Source organism: Azospirillum sp. A26 (assembly GCF_042604635.1).
GTDB lineage: Bacteria > Pseudomonadota > Alphaproteobacteria > Azospirillales > Azospirillaceae > Azospirillum > Azospirillum palustre.
On the sequence record NZ_CP170476.1, the window covers coordinates 148,874 to 172,547 of the forward strand.

The following is a 23,674-nucleotide window of genomic DNA, read 5'->3' on the forward strand; positions in this document are numbered from 1 at the left end:
GATGAGCGACCGGACCTCCGCAAATCCGTCCACCCCGTATCCGCCGGACTTCGTCTGGGGCGTTTCCACCTCCGCCTACCAGATCGAGGGGGCGGCTGCCGAGGACGGGCGCGGCGCCAGCATCTGGGACGTGCGCTGCCGCACCCAGGGCGGGGTGGTGAACGGCGACACCGGCGATGTCGCCTGCGACCACTACCACCGCATGCCGGAGGATGTGGCCCTGATGAAGGGGCTGGGCGTCGATGCCTACCGCTTTTCCATCTCCTGGCCCAGGGTGATGCCGCGCGGCAAGGGGGTGGTGAACGGGGCCGGGCTGGACTTCTACGACCGGCTGATCGACCGGCTTCTGGAGTCGGGCATCGAGCCCTGGCTGTGCCTTTATCACTGGGATTTGCCGCAGGCCTTGCAGGATCTGGGCGGCTGGTCGTCGCGCGACTGCGCCGGCTGGTACGCCGACTATGCCGCACTCTGCGCCCGGCGCTACGGCGACCGGGTGAAGCGCTGGATCACCTTCAACGAATTCTCGGTCTTCACCCTGTTCGGCTATGCGATCCCCTGGGCGGCACCGGGCATCGTCGACCGGGCGCAGCATCTGCGCGCCATCCACCACGTCAATCTCGCCCATGGCGCCGGGGTGGACGTGCTGCGCGACATGGTGCCGGGCGCCTCCATCGGCGCCATCCACAACCGGCAAATCGTGATCCCGGAGACCGACACGCCGGAGAACCGCGCGGCCGCCGCCCTGCTGGACGAGCATTGGAATCTGGTGTTCTGCGACCCGCAGATCCTGGGCCATTATCCGCCGCAGACCGCCGCCGCCATCGAACCCTATGTCCAGCCCGGCGACATGGCGCGCATCGCCCGGCCGGTGGACTGGTTCGGGCTGAACCATTACGGCCCGATCTTCGCCAAGGCCGATCCGGCCCGGAGCTGGGGCTATGGCTGGGGCGACGCTCCGGCCGATTCGCCGACCCATGGCGTCGGCTGGGCGATCTTCCCCGACGCCTTCCGGGACGAACTGCTGACCATCCAGCGCCGCTACCGCCTGCCCATCGTGGTGACGGAGAACGGTTGCGGCGGCAGCGACACCGTAAGCCCGGACGGGGCCGTCCATGACCCGCACCGCATCAACTACCTGACCATCTACAACGCGGCGATGCGCGACGCGATGGCCCAGGGTGCCGACGTGCGCGGCTATTTCGTCTGGTCGCTGCTGGACAATTTCGAATGGGGCAGCGGCTATGGCCAGCGCTTCGGCATCGTCCACGTCGATTTCCAGACCCTGGCCCGCACGCCGAAAGACTCGGCGCGCTGGTACGCCGAGCTGATCCGGACGGCGAAGCCCTAGAGTCTGTCTGATGCTTATTGAAGCACCAGACAGACTCTAACCTTTTGGTTTTCCCGTGTGATTCACGCTTCAAGCGATTCCGCTTGAACCGATCACACTCTAACAGCGCCACACCTCGGCACAGACACCCTCCGCCTCGTCCGGCGCCTCCACCAGCGCTGCCCCGTTGCGCAGGAGCAGGCTGTGCCCGGTGGGAACCGTCAGCGCCTCGCCGTCCTCGGGGGTCACCGTCAGTGTGCCGGCAAGGGCGTGGACCAGCAGCACATCGGCTTCGGCCCGGTGCACATTGGCCCTTTGCGCGGCGGAGCCGGCCAGCAGGGTCAGCGTGCCGGCTGCCGAGGCGCGGTCGAGCATCAAATTGACGTCGCGGATCGGCCCGGCGGTCGGCTCGCACCACACCGGAGCCTCGCCGGAAAAGGCGAAGGCGGGGTCCAGGCGGCGGCGCTCGACCGGCGGGGCGCCATCGACCGACAGCCGCATGCCATCGCCCTCCACCACGGCGATCAGGCGGTCATAACCGGGAAAGGCGGAAAAGGGACCGGGCTCGACCACGTCGGCGATGCTGACGCGCCAGACGAAACGGCCATCGGGGCGGCCATCGTCGGACGGCTCCACCGCCAGTTCAGTGGTGACGCCGCCGCCGTTCTTCCAGGGAACGCGGCGATGGTCGGCGGGGCTCAGGCGCGTGATGGACAGCAAAATCTTGCTCCGGAACGGATCAGCTCCATTCCGTCATAGCACAGCCGGCCCATGGCACAATCGGCGGCTTGGCTTCACACGAACAGGCTGAAGCTGCCCATCAGTTTCTGGGTGCCGGTCTGTCCGGTGGGGATGGAGTTCATGCTGCCGATGGCCTGGTTCAGACCGTCGAGCGTCGCCTGCTGGCCGGTGGTGAGCGCCATGCCGGTGTCGCCCTTGGCCGGCTGCTTGGCGACCGTGTCGAAATCCTGGCTGTAATTCCCCATGACCAGCTGCATGGCGTAGTTCTTCGGGTCCTTGTCCGACTGGCCCTTGTCGCGGCTGACGCGCAGCGTGTAGTCGCCCTTGTCGACCGTCAGGTTGCCGGCCTGCAACTGCTTGAAGGCCTTGTAGTCGTCGCCGGCCTTCGGGTCGCTGTCGGCCACCACGCGGCCGAGCTTGTTCATCAGCTGGACGCGCAGGCCGTCGTCGCCGACCTGCCCCATGGTCATCTCGCCCTTCTGGGTGACCTTGAACTTGTAGAAATCGACCTTGTCGTTCGGCGCCAGGGTGCTGGCGACGTTCAGGCGGGTGGTGTTCTTGGCAAGCACGCCGATGTCGGTGGCGCCCGCCGTGGTGGTTAGCGCCGACTTCTTGACCGTCTTGGAATATTCCTTGACGTCGCCGACAGCCTGATTGCTCTGCGACTTCTTGATGGCCTCCACCGCGTTGTTGATCGACGCGTTGAGGCTGGAGACCATAGAGTTGACGCCTGAGAGAGCATCATCCGCCATGATTCGTCATCCTTCTTCCGATCCGACCATCGCGCCCGTCCCAACCCGGACCTCGGCGAGGAACCGCCAACAAGAGTACGGCCGGCTGAGCCGCCACCCGGACACGTCTGCCCAAAGGGAGTATACGACAACAGCCGGCCGAACATAGGTAGGATTCGTGATTTTTTTGGTCGAAAGCTGGGATGCGGTCCCTGCACGCCACGGCGGGCGGCCCGGTCCGCATCAGGATCGCGACTTTTCTCCTTTTGCCGTATGCGGCTCGGCCAGGGCGGCGGCGGCACCGATCAGGTTGGCCGGCGGCAGGACCGACTCGGAAGCAGCCGGGCCGGCGGCTTCGTCGGCGAGGTGGCAATGGGGCGGCTGGGTGGGACCGGTGACGACATCGAAATCGAACATGACAACCTCTCTCGGCTGGTGATGAAGCCGCCCGGGTCGCCCGTGTTCGGATTTTTCAGGATGTGCAGCCCATCAAAGGGCCGGGGATCACAAACACGAAAGCCGCCGCGGGTCGGTCCGGGCGGCTTCGGGAGTGAGCGACAGATGCGCGTTCCTAGGCCGCCGAACGAAACCAGCGGCCAAAATATCGGGAGCGTCCGCAGGACGCGATGGCGAGCATCTGTTGCATGACGGCGACCTTAGCGCGCGGCCGCCGGCTTGCCAAGAGTCATTTGGGCAAAGAGGCTTTTGGGCTAAGAAACGCCTTCGCGGCTAGCTCGCCTTGCGCTCTCCCACCGTGTCGGCGACATAGGCGTCGCGCTGGCCCAGCGGCCGGGCCGGGCGGCCGTCGCGGTCGGTGGTGTCGCGCGCGGTCTGGTGCTCGATCTCCGCGTTCAGCTCCGCCCCCAGCAGCACGACATAGGAGGTCAGGTTGAACCACAGCAGCAGGACCACGACGGCGCCGACCGACCCGTAGGTTTCGTTGTAGCTGCCGAAGTTCGACACATAGACGGAGAAGCCGAGCGAGCCCAGCAGCCAGACGACGGTCGCCATCGCCGAGCCCCAGGTGACCCAGCGCCATTGCGGTTCCCGGCGGTCCGGGGCATAGCGGTAGAAGACGGCCAGCGCCAGCATGATGGTCACCGCCAGGATCGGCCAGCGCGCAAGGCTGGCGATCCAGCCGATGGGCGTGTCCTGAAGTCCGATGATGTTGATGGCGGCCGGGACGGCGATGATCAACGCCATGGCGAGGATGACGAACAGCAGCCCGGCCACCGTCAGCCCCATCGACAGCGCCGCCAGCATGAGGAAGCCGCGCGTCTCCTTCTCGCCATAGGCGATGTTCAGCGCGGACACCAGCGAATTGGTCCCGCGCGAGGCGCTCCACAGCGTCAGCAGCAGACCGAAGATCAGGCCGAAGCCCAGACCCTGCGACGGGGCGGTCGCCACCTTGCGCGCCTGGTCGCTGACGATGCTGAGGGCGTCCGGCGGCAGCAGGCTGCCCAGCTGGTTCAGCTGGCTCTCGATCGTCGTCGGGTCGGCGACGAGTCCATAGATCGACACCAGCGCCGCGATGGCCGGGAAGATGGCGAGCAGGGCGTAATAGGCGACGCCGGCGGCCAGCATCGACACATTGTCCTTGCTCTGCTCGTCCCACACCCGCAGCAGGATGTCCTTCCAGCCCTTCTTGGGGATTTCCGACGGGCTGTCCGCCGACCGGCCCCGGCTGTCGCCGTCATTGGCCCTGTCATTGGCGGCGTGTCCGCCGCCATGCTGCGCGCCATGCAGCCGGTTCAAACGGTTGCGGTGCTCGTAATAATGTCGACGGCTCAGCCCCAGCATCCCCCGCCCTCCTCAGGCCACGGCTTCGCGCAGCGCGCCGACGCGGTGCCGCGCCGTTTCCAGGGCGTGGAACTGAGCGCCGATGGCGACCTGGAGATGGTCGTCCGGGGCATCGCGCAGGGCGTCGCGGAACAGCGCCAGCGTGCCGTCCAGCCCGCCTTCCAGCCGAGCCAGCAGGTCGCCACGGGCAGCCGGCCCGCCGGCCCCGGCCATCACGCTGCGGGCGCTGGCCTGCGCCAGCCCGTGCATCGGCGACCAGACGCGCGCACCGTCGCCGGCGGTCTCGATCCAGCCGCCGCCCTGCCGCAGTTCGGCGTCGAGCGCCACGGCGCTACGGTCGAGCTGGTCGGCCAGCTCCTGCAGGCGGCCGGACAGCGACGGGTCGGCGATGGTCATGTCGGCGCGGCGGAAAGCCTCGGCCCCGTCGCGGCAGGCGCCGGTCAGGTCGGTCAACAGATGCCGGCTGCGCGGGTCGAGCTGCCGGCCATCGGGGGCGTAATCGTCGAATTCGGTGGTGGATTCCGGCGTGCGGGCGACCGCCACGGCGAGCCAGAGGGCGCCGACGCCCATCAGCGCCACCGGGATCGGGTTGGCGCGCACGGCGCGGGCGATGCGGCCGGACAGTCCGTCGCCGCCGCCCTGGATCACGTCGCGCACCACCTGCACCACCCCGCCGGACATCTGGCCAGGCGACAGGCGGAACTCGATCTCGTCGATCACCGAATCCATGCGGGCGCGGATCGACTGGATCTCGTGCTCGATCTCTTCCGGGCGGCGGCCCTGGGCGGCTGTCGTGTCGGGAGGAGCGGCGGACGGAATGGCGTCGTTCTGATGGGTCATGCCGGGCGTCTCCTGTGGGGGCTGCCGGCTTGCAACACCACCACAGGCCGATTGTTCCGGCCCCTCCCGCTTCGCCCCCTGAGGGTCAGCCCATAAGGTCAGCCGATAAACTCAGCCGATAATCTGGGCGAAGGCCATCACCTCGATGCTGCCCTGCCAGATCATGCGGACGGCGACATAGACGATGACCAGCAGTCCCAGATAGGCAATCCAGTGGAAGCGGTTCAGCAGCCGCGCGATCACGCTGGCCGCCGCCCCCATCAGCGCCACCGACAGCAGAAGCCCGATGGCAAGCACCCAAAGATGCTCGCGCGCCGCGCCCGCCACCGCCAGGACATTGTCGAGCGACATGGACACGTCGGCGACGATCACCTCCCAGACGGCGGTGCGCACCGACTTGCCGCCGCCGGCCGGGACCGCGGCCCCGCCATCCCCATCGCCATCCCCATCGCCGTCGGCAACCAGCGCCGCGGCTTGGGCCTCCTCGCGCTGGCTGCGCAGTTCGCGGAACAGCTTCCAGCACACCCAGAGCAGCAGCAGACCGCCGGCCAGCGTCAGGCCGATGATGTCCATCACCTTCGTCGCCGCCAGTGCGAAGCCGATGCGCAGCACCACCGCGGCGGCGATGCCCCAGAAGATCACGCGGGCCCGCTTTTCCCGCGCCACCCCGGCAGCGGCCATGCCGACGACAATGGCGTTGTCGCCGGCAAGCACGAGGTCGATGAAGACCACTTGGCCAAGCGCGATCAGTTCGGGAATCAGCGAGTCCACGGGCAGTCCGTCGATTGTCGGTGGAGGGAAGGCGGGCGGGGAAGATCCGCCCTATAGCGCGTGAACGCGCGGCTGCGCAACATCGCCACCCGGCCACGGTAGAAAATGTCGCGGAGCCCGGAACGCCGAAGGGCCGGACGGTTTCCCGCCCGGCCCTTCCTCATGGGCAAGCCATCCTGGGCGAACCGGTGGCGGCGCTCAGGCCAGCGCCACCAGGGCCACGCCGCTCAGGCCGATGGCCGCACCCAGCCCGCGCAGGGCCAGCGCGCCCATGCCGCCGCGGACGACACCGCGCAGCGACAGGGCGGCGCCGACGCCGGCGCCATGCAGGAGCGCGGTGGCGAGCGCGAAGCCCAGGCCGTAGAGCAGCGGCTGTGCCGCCTCCGGCATCTCGGCGCCATGGGCATGGCCGTGGAACAGGGCGAAGGCGGAGACCACGACCAGCGAGACCGGCAGCGACAGGCGCGACTGCGCGGCGATCAGGGCGCCCAGCGCGATCACCGACCCGGCGATCCCCAGCTCCACCGCCGGCAGCTCGATGCCGGTCATGCCCAGCAGGCCGCCGCCGATCATGGCGGTGACGAAGGCCGCCGGCAGCGCCCACAGGGCGGCCCCGCCGCGCTGCGCCGCCCACAGCCCGACCGCCACCATCGCCAGCAGATGGTCCCAGCCGCCGATCGGATGCAGGAAGCCGTGGGCGAAACCGGCGTCATGGGCGCCGAAGGTGTGGGCGTCGGCGACCGCGGGCAGCACCAGCCCGGCCAGCAGGACGGCCGAGGCGAGAGGGAAACGTTTCATGGACCAGCATCCTCTGATGTCGTGTCGCGCCCATCGGATCGTGCCGTCCCGGCTTTCCCGCCCGACGCAGGGGAAACCGGACGGTGTGGCGCGGTTGGGGCGAAGTGTAGCAGAAAGCGCCGGCCCGGCCATGGCCGAGACAGCGCTACACCCCCGCCGGATCTACGTATTTTGACGCAGGTCAATGAGTTGCATCCCCGATCCGTCAGGATGCAGTCCATTAACCCCCGGCAGATGCCGCCCCAGGAACCTTCAATGTCCACCCCCACGCTTCCCGGAGAAGGTTCGGTGTCCGTCCGGCTGTGGCTGGACAACGGCCCGGAGGGCATGACCATCCGCCGGGCCGAGGTCGCCGCCCGCCGCCCGCGCGCCGTCGCCGCCCTGGTCGGCCGCAGGGCGGAGGAGGCGGCGCGGCTGGCGCCCCTGCTGTTCAGCCTGTGCGGCAGCGCCCAGGGGCTGGCCGTCGCCCGCGCCTGCGAGGCGGCATTGGGACTCGACGCGGGCGCCCATGACGCGGCGCGCAGCCTGCTGACCGATGCGGAGGCGCTGGACAGCCATGGCTGGCAGGCTTTGGTAGAATGGCCGGCGCGCCTGGGGACACCGCCGCGGCCGGCGGCCCTGCGCGAGCTTCGGAGCGCGGTGTCCGCCGTCCTGCCGGCGCTCTATCCGGCCAAAGACGGGCTGCGCCCCGGCGGCGGCACGCTGCGGCCGGACAGTGCAGCTCTGCGCGACGCGCTGGACCGGATGGCCGGCTGGCTGGAGACGACGGTCTTCGCCGGCCCGCCGCCGCGCGATGCCGACGAACTGGCCGGTTGGGCGACGCGCGGCGGCACGGATTCTGCGCTGCTGGCCGCCCGGCTGCTGTCGCCCGGTCTGGCCGGCTGGGGGGCCTGCGGCGGGCCGCTGCTCGGCGAGCGGTCGCCCGGCTGGTTCGCGGCGGCACTGGCCGGCGATCCGGGCTTCGCCGCCGCCCCCCGGCGCAACGGTGCCCCGGCCCTGACCGGCCCGCTGGAGCGGCAGGCGGACCACCCGCTGGTCGTCTCGGTGACGGAGCGCTTCGGCGACGGGCTGGCCCGGCTGTTCGCGGCGCGGCTCGCCGATCTGGCGGAGCTGCCGCGGCGGATGGAGGCGGCCATCGCCGCGCTTCGGCCGGCCGATCCGGTTGCCGCCGGCTCTTCCAGCCCGGGTGAAGGCTGCGGCGTGGCGGAGACGGCGCGCGGGCGGCTGGCCCACTGGCTGCGGCTGGACGGGGACGGCCGGCTGGCCGATGCCCGGATGGTGGCGCCGACCGACTGGAATTTCGCCGCCGACGGCCCGCTGGCGCGCGGCCTTGCCAATGCGGCGGTGCGCGACCGCGACGATGCGGTGGAGCGGGTGCAGCTGCTGGTTGCGATGCTGGATCCCTGCGTCGCCTGCGGCATAGACGTACACGAATGACGAGCGCTTGCCGAAGCCCGCGGGCAAGTCGATGATGGCGGGCGTCTTGCGGATGGAAGAGTGGGAGAGCGCGTGATGTGCACGGTTTGCGGATGCGGCGAAGGCGAGACCCGGATCGACGGCAAGGCCACCGATGCCGGGCATGAGCACATCGGCCCCGACGGCAAAATCTACCGCCACCGCCATGGCGAAGCGCACCACCATGCCCACCATCACCATGACGACACCCACGAGCATGTCGCCCCGGATGGCACGGTGTTCCGCCACAGCCACAACGGGCATGATCATGAGCACGACCATGGCCATGGCCATGGCCACGATCACAGCCACAGCCATGACCACGGCCATGATCATCATGGTCACGACCACCACCGCCCCGACCGGCCGGACGCCATCGACGGCGGCGCGGCGCTGAACCAGCCGCGGCTGGTCACCATCGAGCGCGACATCCTGGCGAAGAACGACGGGCTGGCCGCCGTCAACCGCCGCCGCTTCGCCGACCGCGGCGTGTTCGTGCTGAACCTGATGTCCAGCCCCGGCTCGGGCAAGACGACCCTGCTGACCCGCAGCCTGACCGACCTGAAGGGCCGCTTCCCCGTCGCGGTGATCGAGGGCGACCAGCAGACCAGCTTCGACGCCGACCGCATCCGCGCCACCGGCACCCCGGCGGTGCAGGTCAACACCGGCAAGGGCTGCCACCTCGACGCCTCGATGGTGGCGCAGGCCGCCGACAAGCTGGCGGCCGACGGCCAGTTCGCCGGGGACGGCGTGCTGTTCGTCGAGAATGTCGGCAATCTGGTCTGCCCCGCCGGCTTCGACCTGGGCGAGACCCACCGCGTCGTCGTGCTGTCGGTGACGGAGGGCGAGGACAAGCCGCTGAAATACCCGGACATGTTCGTCCGCGCCGACCTGCTGGTCGTCAACAAGATCGACCTGCTGCCCCATCTGACCTTCGATGTCGAGCGGATGATCGGCTACGCCCAGCGCCTGAACCCGTCGCTGGCGGTGATCCAGCTGTCGGCCACCACCGGCCAGGGGCTGGAGGAATGGTACGACTGGATCGCCGACGGGCTGGCCGAGGCCCGCGCGTCTCATACTGCCACCACAGCCGTCTGACCGGAGGACCGCCGCCATGTGCCTTGCCGTCCCCGCCTTGGTCACCGCCCTGCTGCCCGACGACCGCGCCACCGTCAGCCTGGGCGGCGTCACCTCCACCTGCTCGCTGGAGCTGGTGGAGGGCGTCGCCGTCGGCGACTACGTGATCGTCCATGTCGGCTACGCCCTGTCCCGCCTGGATGCGGAGGAAGCCGAGCGAACGCTCGCTCTGCTGGCCGAAGTCGCCCAGGTCGAAACTGAAGCCGCCGAAGCCGCGGCCTGACGTCCCCTCCCCTTCCGCACACCCGCCGACCATCCGGACCCCCGCCATGACCGACCGCCGCCTCTTCACCCGCAAGCTCGACATCGCCCGCGGGGCGGTGGACATGACCCATGGGTCGGGCGGGAAGGCGATGGCGCAGCTGGTGCGCGAGCTGTTCGCCGCCGCCTTCGCCAACCCCTGGCTCGACCAGGGCAACGATCAGGCCGCCTTCGACGTGCCGGGCGGGCGCATGGTGATGACGACCGACGGCTTCGTCGTCTCGCCGCTGTTCTTCCCCGGCGGCGACATCGGGTCGCTGGCCGTCCACGGCACGGTGAACGACGTCGCCATGGCCGGTGCGGTGCCGCTGCACCTGACCGCCGGCTTCATCATCGAAGAGGGCTTCCCGCTCGCCGACCTGAAGCGGGTGGTCGACAGCATGGCCGCCGCGGCGCGCGAGGCCGGGGTCGCCATCGTGTCGGGCGACACCAAGGTGGTGGAGCGCGGCAAGGGCGACGGTATCTTCATCACCACCACCGGCATCGGCATGGTGCCGCCGGGCGTCGCCCCGTCGGGCGACCGGGCGCGGCCCGGCGACGTCATCCTGGTCAGCGGCACCATGGGCGACCATGGCGTCGCCATCATGTCGACCCGCGACAATCTGGGCTTCGAGACGGCGATCCTGTCCGACAGCGCCGCGCTGAACGGGCTGGTCGCGGCGATGGTGGCGGCGGTGCCCGACGTGCATGTGCTGCGCGACCCGACCCGCGGCGGGCTAGCGACGACGCTCAACGAGATCGCCCACCAGTCCGGCGTCGGCATGCGGCTGCGCGAATCCGACATCCCGGTGCGGGCGCAGGTGACGGCGGCCTGCGAATTGTTGGGACTCGACCCGCTTTACGCCGCCAACGAGGGTAAGCTGATCGCAATCTGCACCGGAGAGGAGTGCGACCGCCTGCTCTCCGTCATGCGCGATCACCCGCTGGGAAGGGATGCCGCCTGCATCGGACGTGTGGTGGAAGACCCCCACCGTTTCGTTCAGATGGAGACCCGCTTCGGCGGCCGCCGGATCGTGGATTGGCTGACCGGAGAACAGCTTCCCCGTATCTGCTGATACGTACCGGCGGGCTAACCCGCTGTTTCCAAAGAAGCGGTCCCATTGGCGGGACCCCTTTCGCGCGCTGGCCGTTGCCTCTCTCGGATGGTCCTATGCTCTGACCAGAGACGTTCAGCGACGAGAGATTACAATGGCGTTGTCCAACATCGCTCTTTTGGGCGCTCCCCGTCTGGACCCCGGCCGGATGGCCGGGACCCGGTCGGCGATGCAGGCGATGGACCGGCTTCCCGGTTGCCCTCCCTTGCACAGGCACCGCGTCAAGCGCGCCTTCGACATCGTCGGCGCGCTGGGGCTGCTTGCCGTTTTCGGACCGTTGATGCTGGTGCTGGCCTGGATGGTGGCGCGCGACGGCGGCCCGGCGGTGTTCGGCCACCGGCGCATCGGCGCCGACGGGCGTTCCTTCACCTGCCTGAAGTTCCGCTCCATGGTGGTCAATTCCGCCGAGGTGCTGGAACGGCTGCTCGCCACCGACGAGGAGGCGCGTGCCGAATGGCTGGCGACGCGCAAGCTGCGCAACGACCCGCGCATCACCCCTGTCGGCCGTTTCCTACGCAAATCGAGCCTGGACGAGCTGCCGCAGCTGGTCAACGTGCTGCGCGGCGACATGAGCTTGGTCGGCCCCCGTCCGATCATCGACGACGAGGTGTCCTACTATCACGCCTGCTTCCCCTTCTACACCCGCTGCCGCCCCGGCCTGACCGGGCTGTGGCAGGTCAGCGGCCGCAGCGACGTCGATTACGTGCGCCGCGTCCAGCTCGACACCGCCTATGTCGTCGGCTGGAACTTCTGGGCCGACATCGGCATCATGCTGCGCACCGTGCGCGTCGTGGTGAAGGGCAGCGGCGCCTACTGAGCGGCTCTCCTCAGGTCCTGTAGAGTCCACACCCTCCGAAAGCACTCATCCGTTCGCGTCGGTCGCGCGTCCCATCGGGGCGCGCGACATCGCTGTTTGTGCATCCTATGTCAGGACTCCGCTCCATCGCGCGGTTCGGCCGTTCCACCCCCGGCATGCCCTCTTGCCGAAATCGGGTGGACTTTGAGAATGGGCGGACGACGTGCTAGGGTCGGGGCAACCGGCGAAACCCTGGTATAGTGAACGATGCGTGCAAGACCGCCGGCCGGATCGGCCAGTCAAGAGGGTCCAAGGATGGCGAAGCTGCTGGCTGCCCTGCTGCTGATGATGGTGGCGATCGGGCCCGCCTGCGCCGTGGCGCCCACCAGCCGTGCCGACACCGTCGCGGCGCTCGACCGCTACCGCACGGACTTCGCGAAAATCCGCGGCTACGGGTCGCTGTCCACCGCCGACCGCAACTACGTCCTCTTCTCCGACGCCATGCGCCGCGTTTTGACGGAGCATGTGAAGCCCTTCGACCCGCAGGCGCTGATCGACAAGGCGGAAGACGGGCTGAAGAAGAAGAAGGCGGAGAACCCGAAGGCCAGCGACCGGCTGCTGACCGAAGCGGCGCTGGACAGCATGCTGGGCTCGCTCGATCCCTATTCCAGCTTCCTCGATGCCGAGCGCTACCGCTATCTGCGCGAACAGACGCAGGGCGAGTTCGGCGGGCTCGGCATCGAAGTGACGATGGACGAGGAAAGCGGCCTGATCAAGGTCGTCTCCCCCATCGACGGCTCGCCCGCCGCCCGCGCCGGCCTGCGCAGCGGCGACCTGATCGCCCGCATCGACGACGTGGCGGTGAAGGGGCTGAACCTGCACGACGCCGTCGCCCGCATGCGCGGCCCCGTCGGCAGCTCTGTCGCCCTGTCGATCCGCCGCCCGCCGGCGACCGACGCCAACACCCGCGTGTCGCTGACCCGCGCCATCGTGAAGATCCAGCCGGTGCGCTACCGGCTGGAGGGCAACGTCGCCTATGTCCGCATCGCCACCTTCAACCAGTCGACCTCCTCGTCGCTGGACGCGGCGATCGAGGACATGCGCCGGCAATCGAAGGGCCGGCTGACCGGCGCCGTCATCGACCTGCGCAACAACCCCGGCGGCCTGCTGGAGCAGGCGGTGCAGGTGGCCGACCGCTTCCTGGAGACGGTGGACATCGTGTCCGTCCGCGGTCGGGACCCCGAAGAATCCCGCACTTACCGCGGCACCGCCGGCGACCTGATGGCCGGGCTGCCGGTGGTGGTGCTGATCAACAGCGGCTCGGCGTCCGCGTCCGAGATCGTGGCCGGCGCCCTGCAGGACCATCACCGGGCGCTGCTGTTCGGCTCCCGCTCCTACGGCAAGGGATCGGTGCAGACGATTTCCTCGCTCAGCGTCGACACCGGCATCCGGCTGACCACCGCCCGCTACTACCGCCCCTCGGGGGCGCTGGTGGACTGCTTCGGCGTCTCGCCGAACCTGGAGGTCAAGCCGACCCACGGCAGCACCGAGGAAACCCACCCCGACCCGGCGACCTGCGACCCCAACGCCCCGGTCCCGCCGAAGCCGCAGGTGTGGATGGCGCAGGACATGTGCCCCGACGTGATGGACAAGGCGCCCAAGCCCGACGACGACCGCCCGCTGGAATGCGCCGTCTCCGCCATCCGCAACCGCCTTACCGGCACGCTGGCCGGCGGGGAGTGAAGTAGGGTCTCCCTACCCCGCGAACCCCGCCCCCATCACCCGCGTCTCCACCGTCCAGCCGGTGCCGTGCGCCGCGATGGCGGCGATGGTGCCGGGGAGCACCCGGCGGTCGAACAGGCTCCAGTCCGCCGGCACGCCGACATCGCCGCGCAGCCGTCCGTCGATCTCCAGCAGGGCCGGCGGTGCGTCCGGCCTTACCTCCACCGCGAATTGGTCGAGCGGCATCGACAGCCCGACGCCGGCCGCCTTGATGAAGGCCTCCTTCCGCGTCCAGGCCAGCAGGAAGCCCTCGTCCCGCCGCTCCGGCCCCAGCCCCTGCAAGGCGGCGCGCTCGGTGGCGTGGAAGAAGCGGTCGGCGATGCCGTCGGCGCTCTCGATGGGACGAAGCCGCTCGATGTCGACGCCGATCCGCCCCTCCGCCGCCACGGCGATGGCGAGGCTGTCCTCGCTGTCGCTGAGGTTGAAGGCGGGTCCGCCGGGCAGCGACGGCTTGCCGTGCGTCCCGTAATCGAACACCAGCCCCGCCGGATCGCGTCCGGTGCAGCGCCCCAGCAGCAGCCGCAGCAGCCCGCGGCGCAGGATGAAGCGGTCGGTCAGCCGCTCCATCAGGAAGCGGTCGGCGCGCTCCACCTCGTCGGCGGACAGCAGGGCGCGCATCGCCGCCTTTTGTCCCGACAGCGCGGTGAGATCGGCGAACCAGACGCGCACGACTCCGGGCGTCAGGACATAGTCGCCGGCAAGCTCAGGATCCGGCATTTCGATGGTCCCGTCATGCATCGGACAGCGATCCTCCCTCACAATTTAGCGTCCTGGCTCCGGCAGGGGTTTCGGGTATCATGCGCGCCTCTCGCATCCGCCCCTGCATCCGGACCAGGATCCCATGGTTGACACCGCCCTGCTCGCCCCGCATCTGACCAACGTTCTTCGCGACGCCTTCATCCCGGAGCTGCCCAATCATTACCGCGGCAAGGTGCGTGAAAACTACGACCTTCCCGATGGGCGGCGGATCCTGATCACCACCGACCGTCTGTCGGCCTTCGACCGCGCCCTGACCGCCATCCCCTTCAAGGGGCAGGTGCTGACCCAGACCGCGCGCTTCTGGTTCGAGGCGACGAAGGGCATCTGCGCCAACCACGTCCTTGAATACCCGGACCCCAACGTGGTGGTGGCGAAGCGGCTGACCATCATGCCGGTCGAGGTCGTGGTCCGCGACTATATGGCCGGCACCACCGGCACCTCGATCTGGTCGATGTACAAGCAGGGCCGGCGCGAGATGTACGGCCACATCTTCCCCGACGGGCTGCGCCAGAACCAGAAGCTGGGCACCCCGATCATCACGCCGACCACCAAGGCCTTCGACGCCGGCCATGACGAGGAACTGACCGCCACCGAGATCGTCGAGCGCAACCTGCTGACCCGCGCCCAGTGGGACGAGGTGTCGGACAAGGCGCTGGCCCTGTTCGCCCGCGGCCAGAAGATGGCGGCCGACCGCGGCCTGATCCTGGTCGACACCAAGTACGAGTTCGGCTTCGACGCCGACGGCAACATCCTGCTGGCCGACGAGATCCACACGCCCGACAGCTCGCGCTACTGGTTCGCCGGCAGCTATCAGGAGCGGTTCGAGGCCGGGGAGAAACCGGAGAGCTTCGACAAGGACTTCGTCCGCAACTGGGTCGTCGCCCGCTGCGATCCCTACACCCAGGACGTTCCGGAAATCCCCGCCGACGTGGTTCTGGAGGCCGCGCGCGTCTACATCGAGGCCGGCGAGACCATCACCGGCCGCCCGTTCGAGGTGCCGGCGACCGCCGTGCCGGTGCTGGACCGCATCCGCGCCAATCTGGCGCCCTACTTCACCAAGTAAAGGGGGACGGGCTCCATGCGCATCGCCATCCTCGACGACTACCAGGGGGTCGCCTGCGACCTTGCCGACTGGTCGCGGCTTCCTCCGGGAAGCAGCCTGACGGTGTTCGAAAAGCCGCTCGGCGACGAGACCGCGGCGGCGGCGGCGCTGGAGCCCTTCGACGTGTTGGTGATCATGCGGGAACGCACGCCGTTCCCGGCCTCCCTGATCGGGCGGCTGCCGAACCTCAAGCTGCTGATCACCACCGGCGCCCGCAACAATGCCATCGACCTGACGGCCTGCGCCGCCCGCGGCATCCCGGTCTGCGGCACCCGCATGGTAGGCGCGCCGACGGCGGAACTGACCTGGGGCCTGATCCTGGCGCTGGCCAAGCGCATCCCGACCGAAGAACGGGCGCTGCGCGAGGGCCGCTGGCAGACCGGCCTGACCGGCGATCTCGGGGCCAAGCGGCTGGGTCTGGTCGGCCTGGGCAAGCTCGGCAGCAAGGTCGCCAGGGTCGGCCAGGCCTTTGGCATGGAGGTGGTGGCCTGGAGCCCCAACCTGACCGACGAGCGCGCGGCGGACGCAGGTGTGACCCGCGTGGAGAAGCACGCGCTGTTCGCGACCTCCGACGTGGTCAGCGTCCATCTGGTGCTGAGCGAGCGCACCCGCGGCGTGGTCGGGGCGGACGAGATCGGCGCGATGAAGCCGACCGCCCTCTTCGTCAACACCTCGCGCGCCGGGCTGGTGGACGAGGCGGCGCTCGTTCATGCGCTCCGCCACGGCCACATCGGCGGCGCCGGCATCGACGTCTTCCCCATCGAGCCTCTGCCGAAAGACAGCCTTTGGCTTGACCTTCCCAACACCGTGCTGACGCCCCATCTCGGCTACGTGACGCGGGAGAATTATGCGGTGTTCTACCGCGACGCCCTGGAGGACATCCTGGCCTGGACGGCGGGCTCACCGGTGCGGCTTCTCTCTCCCGCCTGAACGGCAACAGGGATGGAGGGTGCGGGTGAGTCGGAACGAGGGTATCGCGGGCGGGAGTGGAAACGGGTTCTGGGCGAATCTGAGCCGGCACCGGCTGGGCATGCTGGTCAGCCTCTCGGTGATCGCCGGCCTGCTGTTCGGCTTCGTCGAACTGGCCGGCGAGGTGATGGAGGGCGAAACCACCGCCTTCGACAAGCGCATCCTCCTGGCGCTCCGCGATCCGCTGAACCCCGACCAGCCCGGCGGCCCCTGGTGGCTGGCACGGGTGGCGCGCGACATCACCTCGCTCGGCAGCACCACCATCCTCGCCATCCTGACCGTCGCCACGCTGGGCTTCCTGCTGCTGCTGCACAAGCGGGCGGCGGCCCTGCTGGTCCTGGTGTCGGTCGGCGGCGGCGGGATGCTCAGCACGGTTTTGAAGATGCTGTTCGACCGCGCCCGCCCCGATCTGGTGCCGCATGGCGACGAGGTGATCTCCGCCAGCTTTCCCAGCGGCCATGCCATGCAGTCCGCCGTCGTCTACCTGACGCTGGGCGCCCTGCTGACCCAGTTCGTCGAGGGGCGGCGCACCAAGGCCTATCTGCTGACCTGGGCGATGGTGCTGACCCTCATCATCGGGTCGAGCCGCGTCTATCTCGCCGTCCATTGGCCGACCGACGTGCTGGCGGGCTGGAGCGTCGGCGCCGCCTGGGCGGCCTTCTGCTGGATGATCGCCGAGTGGCTCCAGCGCCGGGGTGCGGTTGAGCAGGACCGGCCGGAAACCACCGCCGGGCGCTGATCCGGGTGCGCCGCACAAAAGGTTAACAAGCGGGTTGAATAAGCTCGCTTGCCGACCGATAGTGTCGGCCCTAACCCTTTTGGATCGGCCGCACCATGCCCCAGGGCACTCTCGACCGCGAAACCCTCGAAGCCGTCGGCGTCCTCGCCCGGGCGGTGGAGCGCGAGCGGGTGCCCGGCGTCCTGGAATGCCGCCTGCTGGCCAACGCCCTGAAGCGGACGCTGGACAGCGGCCGGGAGAACGAGTTGAACGAGGCGTCGCGCGTGTTCCGCACGCTCGACGCCGAGCTGCGCGACCGCATCGTCGCCCGCGCCCGGGTGGAGGCGCAGCAGGCCCGCGCCCAGGCGAAGACGGCGGAGACCGCAGGAACCGATACCAGCCGGGATGTGGTGACGCAGGAGATCCCGGCATTGCCGGCCCGGATCGTTGCCGAACCGAAGGGCCGCGCCGGCACCAATTTCCTGGCGGCCCTGAATGGCCTGCGTCCGGCCGCCACCGCCGGCAGCCGCGGTGCCGCCCGCGACCGTCTGCGCGCCGCCGTCGACTCCCAGCGGCGGGTAGGCAAGCGGATGGAACCGACTCTGGATTGAGAGGCGGGGGGCGCCGTCGGCCGACGACGCCCCCCGCCTCTCTCACTCCGCAGCGGCCAGCGCCGCCGCGCGCTCCGCGTTCTTGGCCCGGCGGGCCTTGCGCTTCAACCACCACATCAGCGTGCCGGTGACGGCGAACAGCGGCGGCAGGATGCCGGACAGGAAGACCGCCCATTTCCACAGCGGCCCCAGCCCCTCGCCGGCATGCAGCGGGCGCTGCCACGCGATGACCGTCTCGCCGGCGCTGTAGGCTGCCGGGTCGCGGACCTCGGCCACCTGCGCGGTCCAGGGATCGACGAACACCGTGGCGATGGGCGCGCCATGCGCCTGCCCGGCCGGGGCGAGGCCGATGCGGTACGCCTGATCCGGACGCGCCGGCGGCGAGACGGAGCGCAGGGCCGCTCCCGGCATCGCGTCCTGCGCCAGGGCGACCGCGCGGTCGACATCGATGGGGGTGGCGCCCTTCACCGGCTGGACCGTCACCGCGGCGCGCAGGTCGCGGGCCGGCAGAACCGATGACATGCCGGCCCCCAGCGTCTGCGGAAACGCGAGATAGACGCCGGAGAAGCTGACGATCACAAAGACCAGCAGCGACCAGATGCCGACCGCGCCATGCAGGTCGCGGTGCAGGCGGATGCCGCGGGCGCCGGCCTTGACGGTGAAGGCGGCCTTCCAACGGCTCGGCCGCGGCCACCACAGGACGAGGCCGCTGACGCCCAGCACCAGCATCGCCACCCCCAGCCAGCCGACCAGTTCACGGCCGCTGCGGTCGCGGATCAGCAGGTTGCCGTGCAGAATGTGGACCGTGCGCAGGAAGCCGCCGGACGCCTGCGCCGGGTTGGCGCCGCCGCTCACCGCCAGCGACACCGGATCGATGCTGAGCATGCCGACCGGTCCGCCCTGCGGAGGAGGAGAGCCCTGGGGAGCGCCTTGAGGCGTCCCCTGCGGCCGTTCGCCACCCCGTTCGCCACCCCTGTCACCGCCGCGCGCGGCGACGAGGCGCACCGTGGCCGGACGGCCCGGCTCTTCGGGCAGGACCAGGAAGCCCGGCTGCGTCCCGGCCGGCGCGGCGGCGCGGGCGGCGGCCAGGATGGCGGACACCGGCTGCATCGGACCGTCGGCCGGCGTCCCGGACAATTCCCGGACCGTCGCGTCGCCGGTCAGGCTGCGCAGTTCCTCGTCCACCACCAGGATGGACCCGGTGATGCCGAGGACGACCAACGGCAGGCAGAGGATCAGGCCGACCCACAGATGGATGTTCTGAAGCGTGCGGTACCACAGGCGCTGGCTGCGCGGCTTGCTGGCGTTGGCCATGGGAGGGGCTCTGACGGGATAAGCGGTTGGACGGGCTGCGGGTCAGCGGATGAAGAACTGGACCGGAACCACCAGCTCGATGCGGTCCTTCGCCATCTCCTCCGGCGGGGCCGGCAGGGGGGAGGCGCGGCGGACCATCTCCACCGTCTCCTCGTCCAGCGAACTGACGCCGGAACTGCGGTCGAGCTGGACCGACAGGACGTTGCCCTCGCGGTCGATGGTGAAGCGGACCTGGGCAACACCTTCCTGCCGGCGGGCCTGGGCGGCGCGCGGGTAGCGCTTGTGCCGTTCCAGATGGCTCAGCAGCCGGCCCTGCCAGCTCGGCACCGCCCGGCTGGGCGCGGCCGACGGCGCCGGTGCCGCCGGGGCGGGCGCCTGGGCTGGCGCAGGCGGTGCCGCCACCGGGGCGGGCTGCGCCGGCTGGGCGACCGGGCGGGGCGGCTTCGGCTTCTCCGGCTTGGGTTTCGGCGCTTCCTTCTTCACCTCGGGCTTGGGCTTCGGCGGTTCGGGCGGCGGCTTGGGCAGCACGACCTCCGGCTCGACCACGGGGGGCGGCTCGGGCGGCGGGGGCGGTTCCTCGACGACCGGTTCGGGCTCCGGTTCGGGCGGCGGCGGTTCGATCACCGGCTCCGGCATCGGTTCCGGCAAGGGGATGTCGATGGCCGGCGTCGGTTCCGGCGGAGCCACCGGCAGCGGGGCGAGTTCCAGCAGAACGGCCGGCGGCTCGGCCTCGGACGGCATGATCGGCACATGCCAGGCGACCATCGCGACACCGGCCGCGGCATGGACGCCCAGAGCCACCATCAGGCTGCCGCCCCAGCGGAAGGCTCCCCGCGCCGGCCGCTCCCCATCGGAGGCAGACCAGTCGACAGAACCATGGTCGAAGGCGGCACTCATGGGGCGGGCGCCGATTCCAGCCCGACGAGGCCGATCTTCAAATAACCGGCGCCGCGCAGGCTGTTCATCACCTCAGTCAGGGCGCCGTAATCGACGGTCTTGTCGGCGCGCAGGAAGACGCGCTGCGTCTTGTCGCCGTTGGTGGCGGCGTCCAGCGCCGCACCCAGCGCTTCCTTCGTCGTCGCGGTTTCGCCCAGCGACAGCGTCTTGTCGGCCTGGATGGTCAGGAACAGCGGCTTGTCCGGCCGCGGCGTCGGTGTCGCGGTGGAGGCCGGCAGATCGACCGGCACATCCACCGTCGCCAGCGGTGCCGCGACCATGAAGATGATCAGCAGGACGAGGACGACGTCGATGAAGGGCGTGACGTTGATCTCATGGGTTTCGGTCAGATCGTCTTCGTTGCCGGAGCCGAGGCGCGCACCCATCGCCCTTACTCCGCCGCACGGGAATTGCCGTGAGCCTGCGCGGCATGGCCCTGAACGGCATGGGGGCGCGGCAGGGCATGGCGGTCGATGTCACGGCTCAGCAGGCGCAGCACGGCGGCCGACGCGTCGGTCAGCTGCGCCTTGTGCCCGCCGATGGCGCGGCTGCAGGCGTTGTAGACCACCACCGCCGGGATGGCGGCGACGAGGCCGATGGCGGTCGCCAGCAGCGCCTCGGCGATGCCCGGCGCGACGACGGCGAGGTTGGTGGTCTGCGCCTTGGAGATGCCGATGAAGCTGGTCATGATGCCCCACACCGTGCCGAACAGGCCGATGAAGGGGCCGGTCGAGCCGATGGTGGCGAGGATGCCGGTGCCGCGCGCCATGCGCCGGCCGGCCGCCGCCTCGATCCGCTCCAGCCGCGAGGCGGCGCGGTCCATCAGGCCGTCGCGCGACGGCGCATCGGCCGACATGTGGGTCTCCGCCAGCACCGCGCGGACCAGCGCGCCGGCGGTGCCCTGGCTGAAGCCGACCCGCTCCGCCGCCTGCGACAGCGACCGCGCCTCCTCCAGCATCTCCAGCGCCGCCCGCGCCTTGCGCTTGGCCGAGGTCACCTCCGCCGTCTTGGCGATGGCGATGGTCCAGGTGACGACCGAGGCGAGCGCCAGACCGACCATCACCGCCTGCACCACCGGGCTGGCCGTCACGAACATGCCCCAGGGCGACAGGTCGTGCGGCAGCGACGCCAGTGCCGCCGAAGCGTCCGGCATGCCCTGTGCCGCTCCTTGCGCCACACCCTGAGCCACCCCCGGCCCGGCCGCCGGCACGGCGGCGGCGGGCGCGGCAGCCTCCTGCGCCTGGACGGCGCCGGCCATCAGCGCCCCGGCGCCGGCAAGGACGGCGGCCAGGACAGGACGATGGCGAAACGATGTCGGCATGGCGGTCCAACTCCCCCTCGGCGCGTGCCCCGCACGCGCACTGCAAAAAGCCCGATGGCGCTCCGGAGCAATGCCCCGAAGCAGATACCCCACCGCGGTTATAATGCGAATGAGTCGCACTCGCACTGAAAATCGACCGCGCCCGGCGGCGAGTCATTCGTTTTTTGTGGGAATTTGACGCCGTCCGCCCGCAGTTTTGTTGCCTTGACGAACCATCCCGGAGGCAATAAGCGCAGCTGCGGCCAAGTGCGAATAAGTCTCACTACCATCGTTCCGGCCGGTTGTCGCGAAGAATCTCGACGCACCGCAACCTTCCGGCTTTCCCGCCGGTTGAACCCGCCATGGAACAACGCCAGGGAGACGCCCGATGACCCGGGTTTCGGTGGTGGAGGAAAAAGGCAGCTTCCGTCTGTTGGCCAGCGACGGCCGCTTCGCGGTGGTAGAGGCGCGGGCGGGACAGGTGTTCGGCATGCCCGACGATTCCGGCGGTGGTCGCGACGGTGCCGCGGACACTCCCGACGGCATGGCGTCCATCGCCCATTGGACCGGAGAGGACGAGGCCCGCGCCCTGATGCGCGACCTGTCAGAGCGCGGCGACCAACTGGCCCGCCGCATCTGGTGATCCGGCGGAGCCTTGGCCACGTACCGCAACGGTTTGATTGTGCGGGGCGTGCGCCATGGACGGTACGGGCGGTAACATGGGCAAGGGCTCGGACGGCGGGTCGCAGGGCGTCGCCTGGATCACCGGGGCCGGCAGCGGCATCGGCCGCGCGCTGGCGATCCATCTCGCCAATGCCGGGGCGCGGGTGGCGCTTTCCGCCCGCACCGTCGATGATCTGACCGCCGCCGTTCAGATGGTGCCCGACCGGATGCGCATGTTCCCGCTCGACGTGACCGACCGCGAGGCAACCGCGGCCACCGTCGCCGCCATCGAAAGCCGGCTGGGCCCCATCGACCGGGCGGTGCTGAACGCCGGCACCCACAGCCCGATGTCGCTGGAGGATTTCTCCGCCGACACCGCCCGCCGGCTGATGGAGGTCAACTATATGGGTGTCATCCATGGGCTGGAGGCGCTGCTGCCGCGGATGCGGGCGCGGGGGCGCGGGCAGCTGGCGGTGGTGGCGTCGGTCGCCGGCTACCGCGGCCTGCCGACGGCGGCGGCCTACGGCCCGACCAAGGCGGCGCTGATCAACTTGTGCGAATCGCTGAAGCCCGACTGCGACCGCGCCGGGATCAGGCTTCAACTGGTCTGCCCCGGCTTCATCGACACGCCGCTGACCGCCCGCAACAGCTTCCGCATGCCGGATCTGATGCCGGTCGAGGATGCGGCACGGGAACTCGCCGACGGACTTGACGGGGACCGGTTCGAGATCGCCTTTCCCCGGCGCTTCACCCGCAAGCTGAAGCTGGCGCGCTGCCTGCCATATCGGCTTTACTTCCCCCTGGTGCGCAAGGCGACGGGAGCATGACGGACGACGCCAGAAGCCGGGGCTTGGACGCCTGGGCCGACTTCTTCGAGCATCTGAGCGTCGGCACGCTCGACCGGCTTGCCGCGCTGACGGTGCCGGAGGTGCGGTTCCGCGATCCCTTCAACGACGCCCGCGGGCGCGATGCGGTGCGCGCGGTTCTGGTCCACACGCTGAACGGCTGCCGCGACCTGCGCTTCACCGTCACCCACCGGCTGTTCGCCCCCGATCTGGCGATCCTGCGCTGGCGGTTCGAGGCGACGGTGACCGGCATCGGCCGCATGGACGTCATCGGCACCAGCGAGGTGCGGCAGGCCGCCGACGGGCGGGTGGCCGAACACATCGACCATTGGGATTCCGGCGAGCATGTCTATCTGCGCCTGCCGCTGCTGGGTGCCCCTTTGCGCCTCATTCGGCAGCGGCTGGGCGTGTCTCCGCCGCGTTGACGGCGTCGGGCCGCGCCAACCGGCCTTCCGGCAGGAAGAACAGGCTGACCGTGCCGATCCACAGGCCCCAGCGATAGACGTTGGCGCGGTTGATCAGCGCATCGCCCGGCTGCAGCCACATCCAGTCGTCGAAGCGCACGCGCCAGCGGTCGCCGCCCACCTTCAGCGCCATCTCGTAGGTCCAGTTCAGCGCGTTCCCGGCCGACCGCCCGACCGCCGTGCCGATCACGTCGTCGGCCAGCCCCTCGTAGCGGCCCTCCGCCGTCCTGGCGATGCGCCAGACCCGGCGCTCGGTCTCGCCGTCGGCATAGAGGAAGTGTTCGTCCAGCACCAGTTCCCGCCCGTCCCACCGCCCGTCGATGGTAACGGTGAAGCTGCGGCGCAGGGTGCCGAAGCGGTCCTCGAACACCCCCCAGGCATGGGTGCGCCCGGCGAAATACTGCTCGATCCGCAGTTCGGGCGTGTTGGCGGCGAAATCCTCGATCTTCATCGCAAGGGT

The 23,674-nt window shown here is 69.9% G+C and carries 27 protein-coding genes; 14 read left to right on the forward strand and 13 right to left on the reverse strand.

Annotation, left to right across the window (positions count from 1 at the left end):
* The first annotated feature begins 1 nt into the window (after position 1).
* A complete protein-coding gene (locus ABNQ39_RS31585; protein WP_376966001.1) occupies positions 2–1,348 on the forward strand; it encodes a GH1 family beta-glucosidase in 1,347 nt (448 codons plus the stop codon).
* 99 nt (positions 1,349–1,447) lie between these two features.
* Here the strand turns inward: ABNQ39_RS31585 and ABNQ39_RS31590 are convergent, their stop codons facing one another.
* The 7 genes from ABNQ39_RS31590 to ABNQ39_RS31620 all read right to left on the reverse strand — a co-directional run bounded on the left by ABNQ39_RS31590 (position 1,448) and on the right by ABNQ39_RS31620 (position 7,008).
* Positions 1,448–2,047 (reverse strand): HutD/Ves family protein, encoded by a 600-nt coding sequence (locus ABNQ39_RS31590; protein ID WP_376966003.1) that lies wholly within the window; start codon positions 2,045–2,047, stop codon positions 1,448–1,450.
* 74 nt (positions 2,048–2,121) lie between these two features.
* The gene (locus tag ABNQ39_RS31595) at positions 2,122–2,820 is read right to left on the reverse strand and encodes a hypothetical protein (RefSeq protein ID WP_376966005.1); all 699 of its coding nucleotides are present in this window, start codon (positions 2,818–2,820) and stop codon (positions 2,122–2,124) included.
* Between the two features lie 222 nt (positions 2,821–3,042).
* Entirely contained in the window at positions 3,043–3,216 is a 174-nt protein-coding gene (locus ABNQ39_RS31600) for a hypothetical protein (protein WP_376966007.1), read from the reverse strand.
* Positions 3,217–3,528: 312 nt separating this feature from the next.
* Entirely contained in the window at positions 3,529–4,599 is a 1,071-nt protein-coding gene (locus ABNQ39_RS31605; protein WP_376966009.1) for a YihY/virulence factor BrkB family protein, read from the reverse strand.
* A 12-nt stretch (positions 4,600–4,611) separates the two neighbouring features.
* On the reverse strand, positions 4,612–5,439 hold the full coding sequence (locus ABNQ39_RS31610; protein ID WP_376966011.1) for a DUF3618 domain-containing protein: 828 nt from the start codon (positions 5,437–5,439) through the stop codon (positions 4,612–4,614).
* Positions 5,440–5,550: 111 nt separating this feature from the next.
* A complete protein-coding gene (locus tag ABNQ39_RS31615; RefSeq protein WP_428846421.1) occupies positions 5,551–6,210 on the reverse strand; it encodes a YjbE family putative metal transport protein in 660 nt (219 codons plus the stop codon).
* Between the two features lie 198 nt (positions 6,211–6,408).
* Positions 6,409–7,008: a HupE/UreJ family protein gene (locus ABNQ39_RS31620; RefSeq protein WP_376966013.1), complete on the reverse strand. Its 600-nt coding sequence runs from the start codon at positions 7,006–7,008 to the stop codon at positions 6,409–6,411.
* Between the two features lie 255 nt (positions 7,009–7,263).
* On the opposite strand from ABNQ39_RS31620, the gene ABNQ39_RS31625 reads away from it, so the two are divergent.
* From ABNQ39_RS31625 to ABNQ39_RS31650, 6 genes are all read left to right on the forward strand, one after another.
* The gene (locus ABNQ39_RS31625) at positions 7,264–8,445 is read left to right on the forward strand and encodes a nickel-dependent hydrogenase large subunit (RefSeq protein ID WP_376966015.1); all 1,182 of its coding nucleotides are present in this window, start codon (positions 7,264–7,266) and stop codon (positions 8,443–8,445) included.
* 75 nt (positions 8,446–8,520) lie between these two features.
* On the forward strand, positions 8,521–9,561 hold the full coding sequence (hypB, locus tag ABNQ39_RS31630; protein WP_376966017.1) for a hydrogenase nickel incorporation protein HypB: 1,041 nt from the start codon (positions 8,521–8,523) through the stop codon (positions 9,559–9,561).
* Positions 9,562–9,577: 16 nt separating this feature from the next.
* Positions 9,578–9,823: a HypC/HybG/HupF family hydrogenase formation chaperone gene (locus ABNQ39_RS31635; RefSeq protein ID WP_376966019.1), complete on the forward strand. Its 246-nt coding sequence runs from the start codon at positions 9,578–9,580 to the stop codon at positions 9,821–9,823.
* Between the two features lie 46 nt (positions 9,824–9,869).
* Positions 9,870–10,916, forward strand: coding sequence for a hydrogenase expression/formation protein HypE (gene hypE, locus ABNQ39_RS31640; RefSeq protein WP_376966021.1), 1,047 nt, complete (start codon positions 9,870–9,872; stop codon positions 10,914–10,916).
* Between the two features lie 133 nt (positions 10,917–11,049).
* The gene (locus ABNQ39_RS31645; RefSeq protein ID WP_376966023.1) at positions 11,050–11,772 is read left to right on the forward strand and encodes a sugar transferase; all 723 of its coding nucleotides are present in this window, start codon (positions 11,050–11,052) and stop codon (positions 11,770–11,772) included.
* A gap of 294 nt (positions 11,773–12,066) precedes the next feature.
* Positions 12,067–13,494 (forward strand): S41 family peptidase, encoded by a 1,428-nt coding sequence (locus tag ABNQ39_RS31650; RefSeq protein WP_376966025.1) that lies wholly within the window; start codon positions 12,067–12,069, stop codon positions 13,492–13,494.
* A 12-nt stretch (positions 13,495–13,506) separates the two neighbouring features.
* On the opposite strand, the gene ABNQ39_RS31655 is transcribed toward ABNQ39_RS31650, so the two are convergent.
* The gene (locus ABNQ39_RS31655) at positions 13,507–14,271 is read right to left on the reverse strand and encodes a 4'-phosphopantetheinyl transferase family protein (RefSeq protein WP_376966027.1); all 765 of its coding nucleotides are present in this window, start codon (positions 14,269–14,271) and stop codon (positions 13,507–13,509) included.
* 103 nt (positions 14,272–14,374) lie between these two features.
* Between ABNQ39_RS31655 and ABNQ39_RS31660 the strand changes: the two genes are divergently transcribed.
* From ABNQ39_RS31660 to ABNQ39_RS31675, 4 genes are all read left to right on the forward strand, one after another.
* The gene (locus ABNQ39_RS31660; RefSeq protein WP_376966029.1) at positions 14,375–15,355 is read left to right on the forward strand and encodes a phosphoribosylaminoimidazolesuccinocarboxamide synthase; all 981 of its coding nucleotides are present in this window, start codon (positions 14,375–14,377) and stop codon (positions 15,353–15,355) included.
* Between the two features lie 15 nt (positions 15,356–15,370).
* The gene (locus ABNQ39_RS31665) at positions 15,371–16,324 is read left to right on the forward strand and encodes a D-2-hydroxyacid dehydrogenase family protein (RefSeq protein WP_376966031.1); all 954 of its coding nucleotides are present in this window, start codon (positions 15,371–15,373) and stop codon (positions 16,322–16,324) included.
* A gap of 100 nt (positions 16,325–16,424) precedes the next feature.
* Positions 16,425–17,102 (forward strand): phosphatase PAP2 family protein, encoded by a 678-nt coding sequence (locus ABNQ39_RS31670; RefSeq protein ID WP_376966033.1) that lies wholly within the window; start codon positions 16,425–16,427, stop codon positions 17,100–17,102.
* Positions 17,103–17,197: 95 nt separating this feature from the next.
* The gene (locus ABNQ39_RS31675) at positions 17,198–17,692 is read left to right on the forward strand and encodes a hypothetical protein (protein ID WP_376966035.1); all 495 of its coding nucleotides are present in this window, start codon (positions 17,198–17,200) and stop codon (positions 17,690–17,692) included.
* A gap of 42 nt (positions 17,693–17,734) precedes the next feature.
* On the opposite strand, the gene ABNQ39_RS31680 is transcribed toward ABNQ39_RS31675, so the two are convergent.
* The 4 genes from ABNQ39_RS31680 to exbB are packed head-to-tail and all read right to left on the reverse strand — an operon-like array spanning position 17,735 to position 21,263.
* Positions 17,735–19,006 carry a PepSY-associated TM helix domain-containing protein gene (locus tag ABNQ39_RS31680; RefSeq protein ID WP_376966037.1) on the reverse strand — a complete coding sequence of 424 codons (1,272 nt, stop codon included), beginning with the start codon at positions 19,004–19,006 and terminating at the stop codon, positions 17,735–17,737.
* 42 nt (positions 19,007–19,048) lie between these two features.
* Entirely contained in the window at positions 19,049–19,903 is an 855-nt protein-coding gene (locus tag ABNQ39_RS31685; RefSeq protein WP_376966039.1) for an energy transducer TonB, read from the reverse strand.
* Positions 19,900–20,328 carry a TonB system transport protein ExbD gene (gene exbD / locus ABNQ39_RS31690; protein WP_098735982.1) on the reverse strand — a complete coding sequence of 143 codons (429 nt, stop codon included), beginning with the start codon at positions 20,326–20,328 and terminating at the stop codon, positions 19,900–19,902. The genes ABNQ39_RS31685 and exbD overlap by 4 nt, the downstream gene beginning before the upstream one ends.
* Before the next feature lie 5 nt (positions 20,329–20,333).
* Positions 20,334–21,263 (reverse strand): tonB-system energizer ExbB, encoded by a 930-nt coding sequence (exbB, locus tag ABNQ39_RS31695; RefSeq protein WP_376966041.1) that lies wholly within the window; start codon positions 21,261–21,263, stop codon positions 20,334–20,336.
* A 367-nt stretch (positions 21,264–21,630) separates the two neighbouring features.
* Here exbB and ABNQ39_RS31700 point away from each other — a divergent pair, with 367 nt between their 5' ends.
* From ABNQ39_RS31700 to ABNQ39_RS31710, 3 genes are read left to right on the forward strand one after another with little or no spacing between them, the layout of a single operon-like run.
* Positions 21,631–21,885 carry a hypothetical protein gene (locus ABNQ39_RS31700; protein WP_376966043.1) on the forward strand — a complete coding sequence of 85 codons (255 nt, stop codon included), beginning with the start codon at positions 21,631–21,633 and terminating at the stop codon, positions 21,883–21,885.
* A gap of 55 nt (positions 21,886–21,940) precedes the next feature.
* Positions 21,941–22,732 (forward strand): SDR family NAD(P)-dependent oxidoreductase, encoded by a 792-nt coding sequence (locus tag ABNQ39_RS31705; RefSeq protein ID WP_376966045.1) that lies wholly within the window; start codon positions 21,941–21,943, stop codon positions 22,730–22,732.
* Positions 22,729–23,175 carry a nuclear transport factor 2 family protein gene (locus ABNQ39_RS31710; RefSeq protein ID WP_376966047.1) on the forward strand — a complete coding sequence of 149 codons (447 nt, stop codon included), beginning with the start codon at positions 22,729–22,731 and terminating at the stop codon, positions 23,173–23,175. Before ABNQ39_RS31705 ends, ABNQ39_RS31710 begins: the two co-directional genes overlap by 4 nt.
* On the opposite strand, the gene ABNQ39_RS31715 is transcribed toward ABNQ39_RS31710, so the two are convergent.
* On the reverse strand, positions 23,138–23,665 hold the full coding sequence (locus tag ABNQ39_RS31715; RefSeq protein ID WP_376966049.1) for a DUF3833 domain-containing protein: 528 nt from the start codon (positions 23,663–23,665) through the stop codon (positions 23,138–23,140). The two genes, ABNQ39_RS31710 and ABNQ39_RS31715, sit on opposite strands and share 38 nt — an antisense overlap.
* Positions 23,666–23,674: the final 9 nt, after the last annotated feature.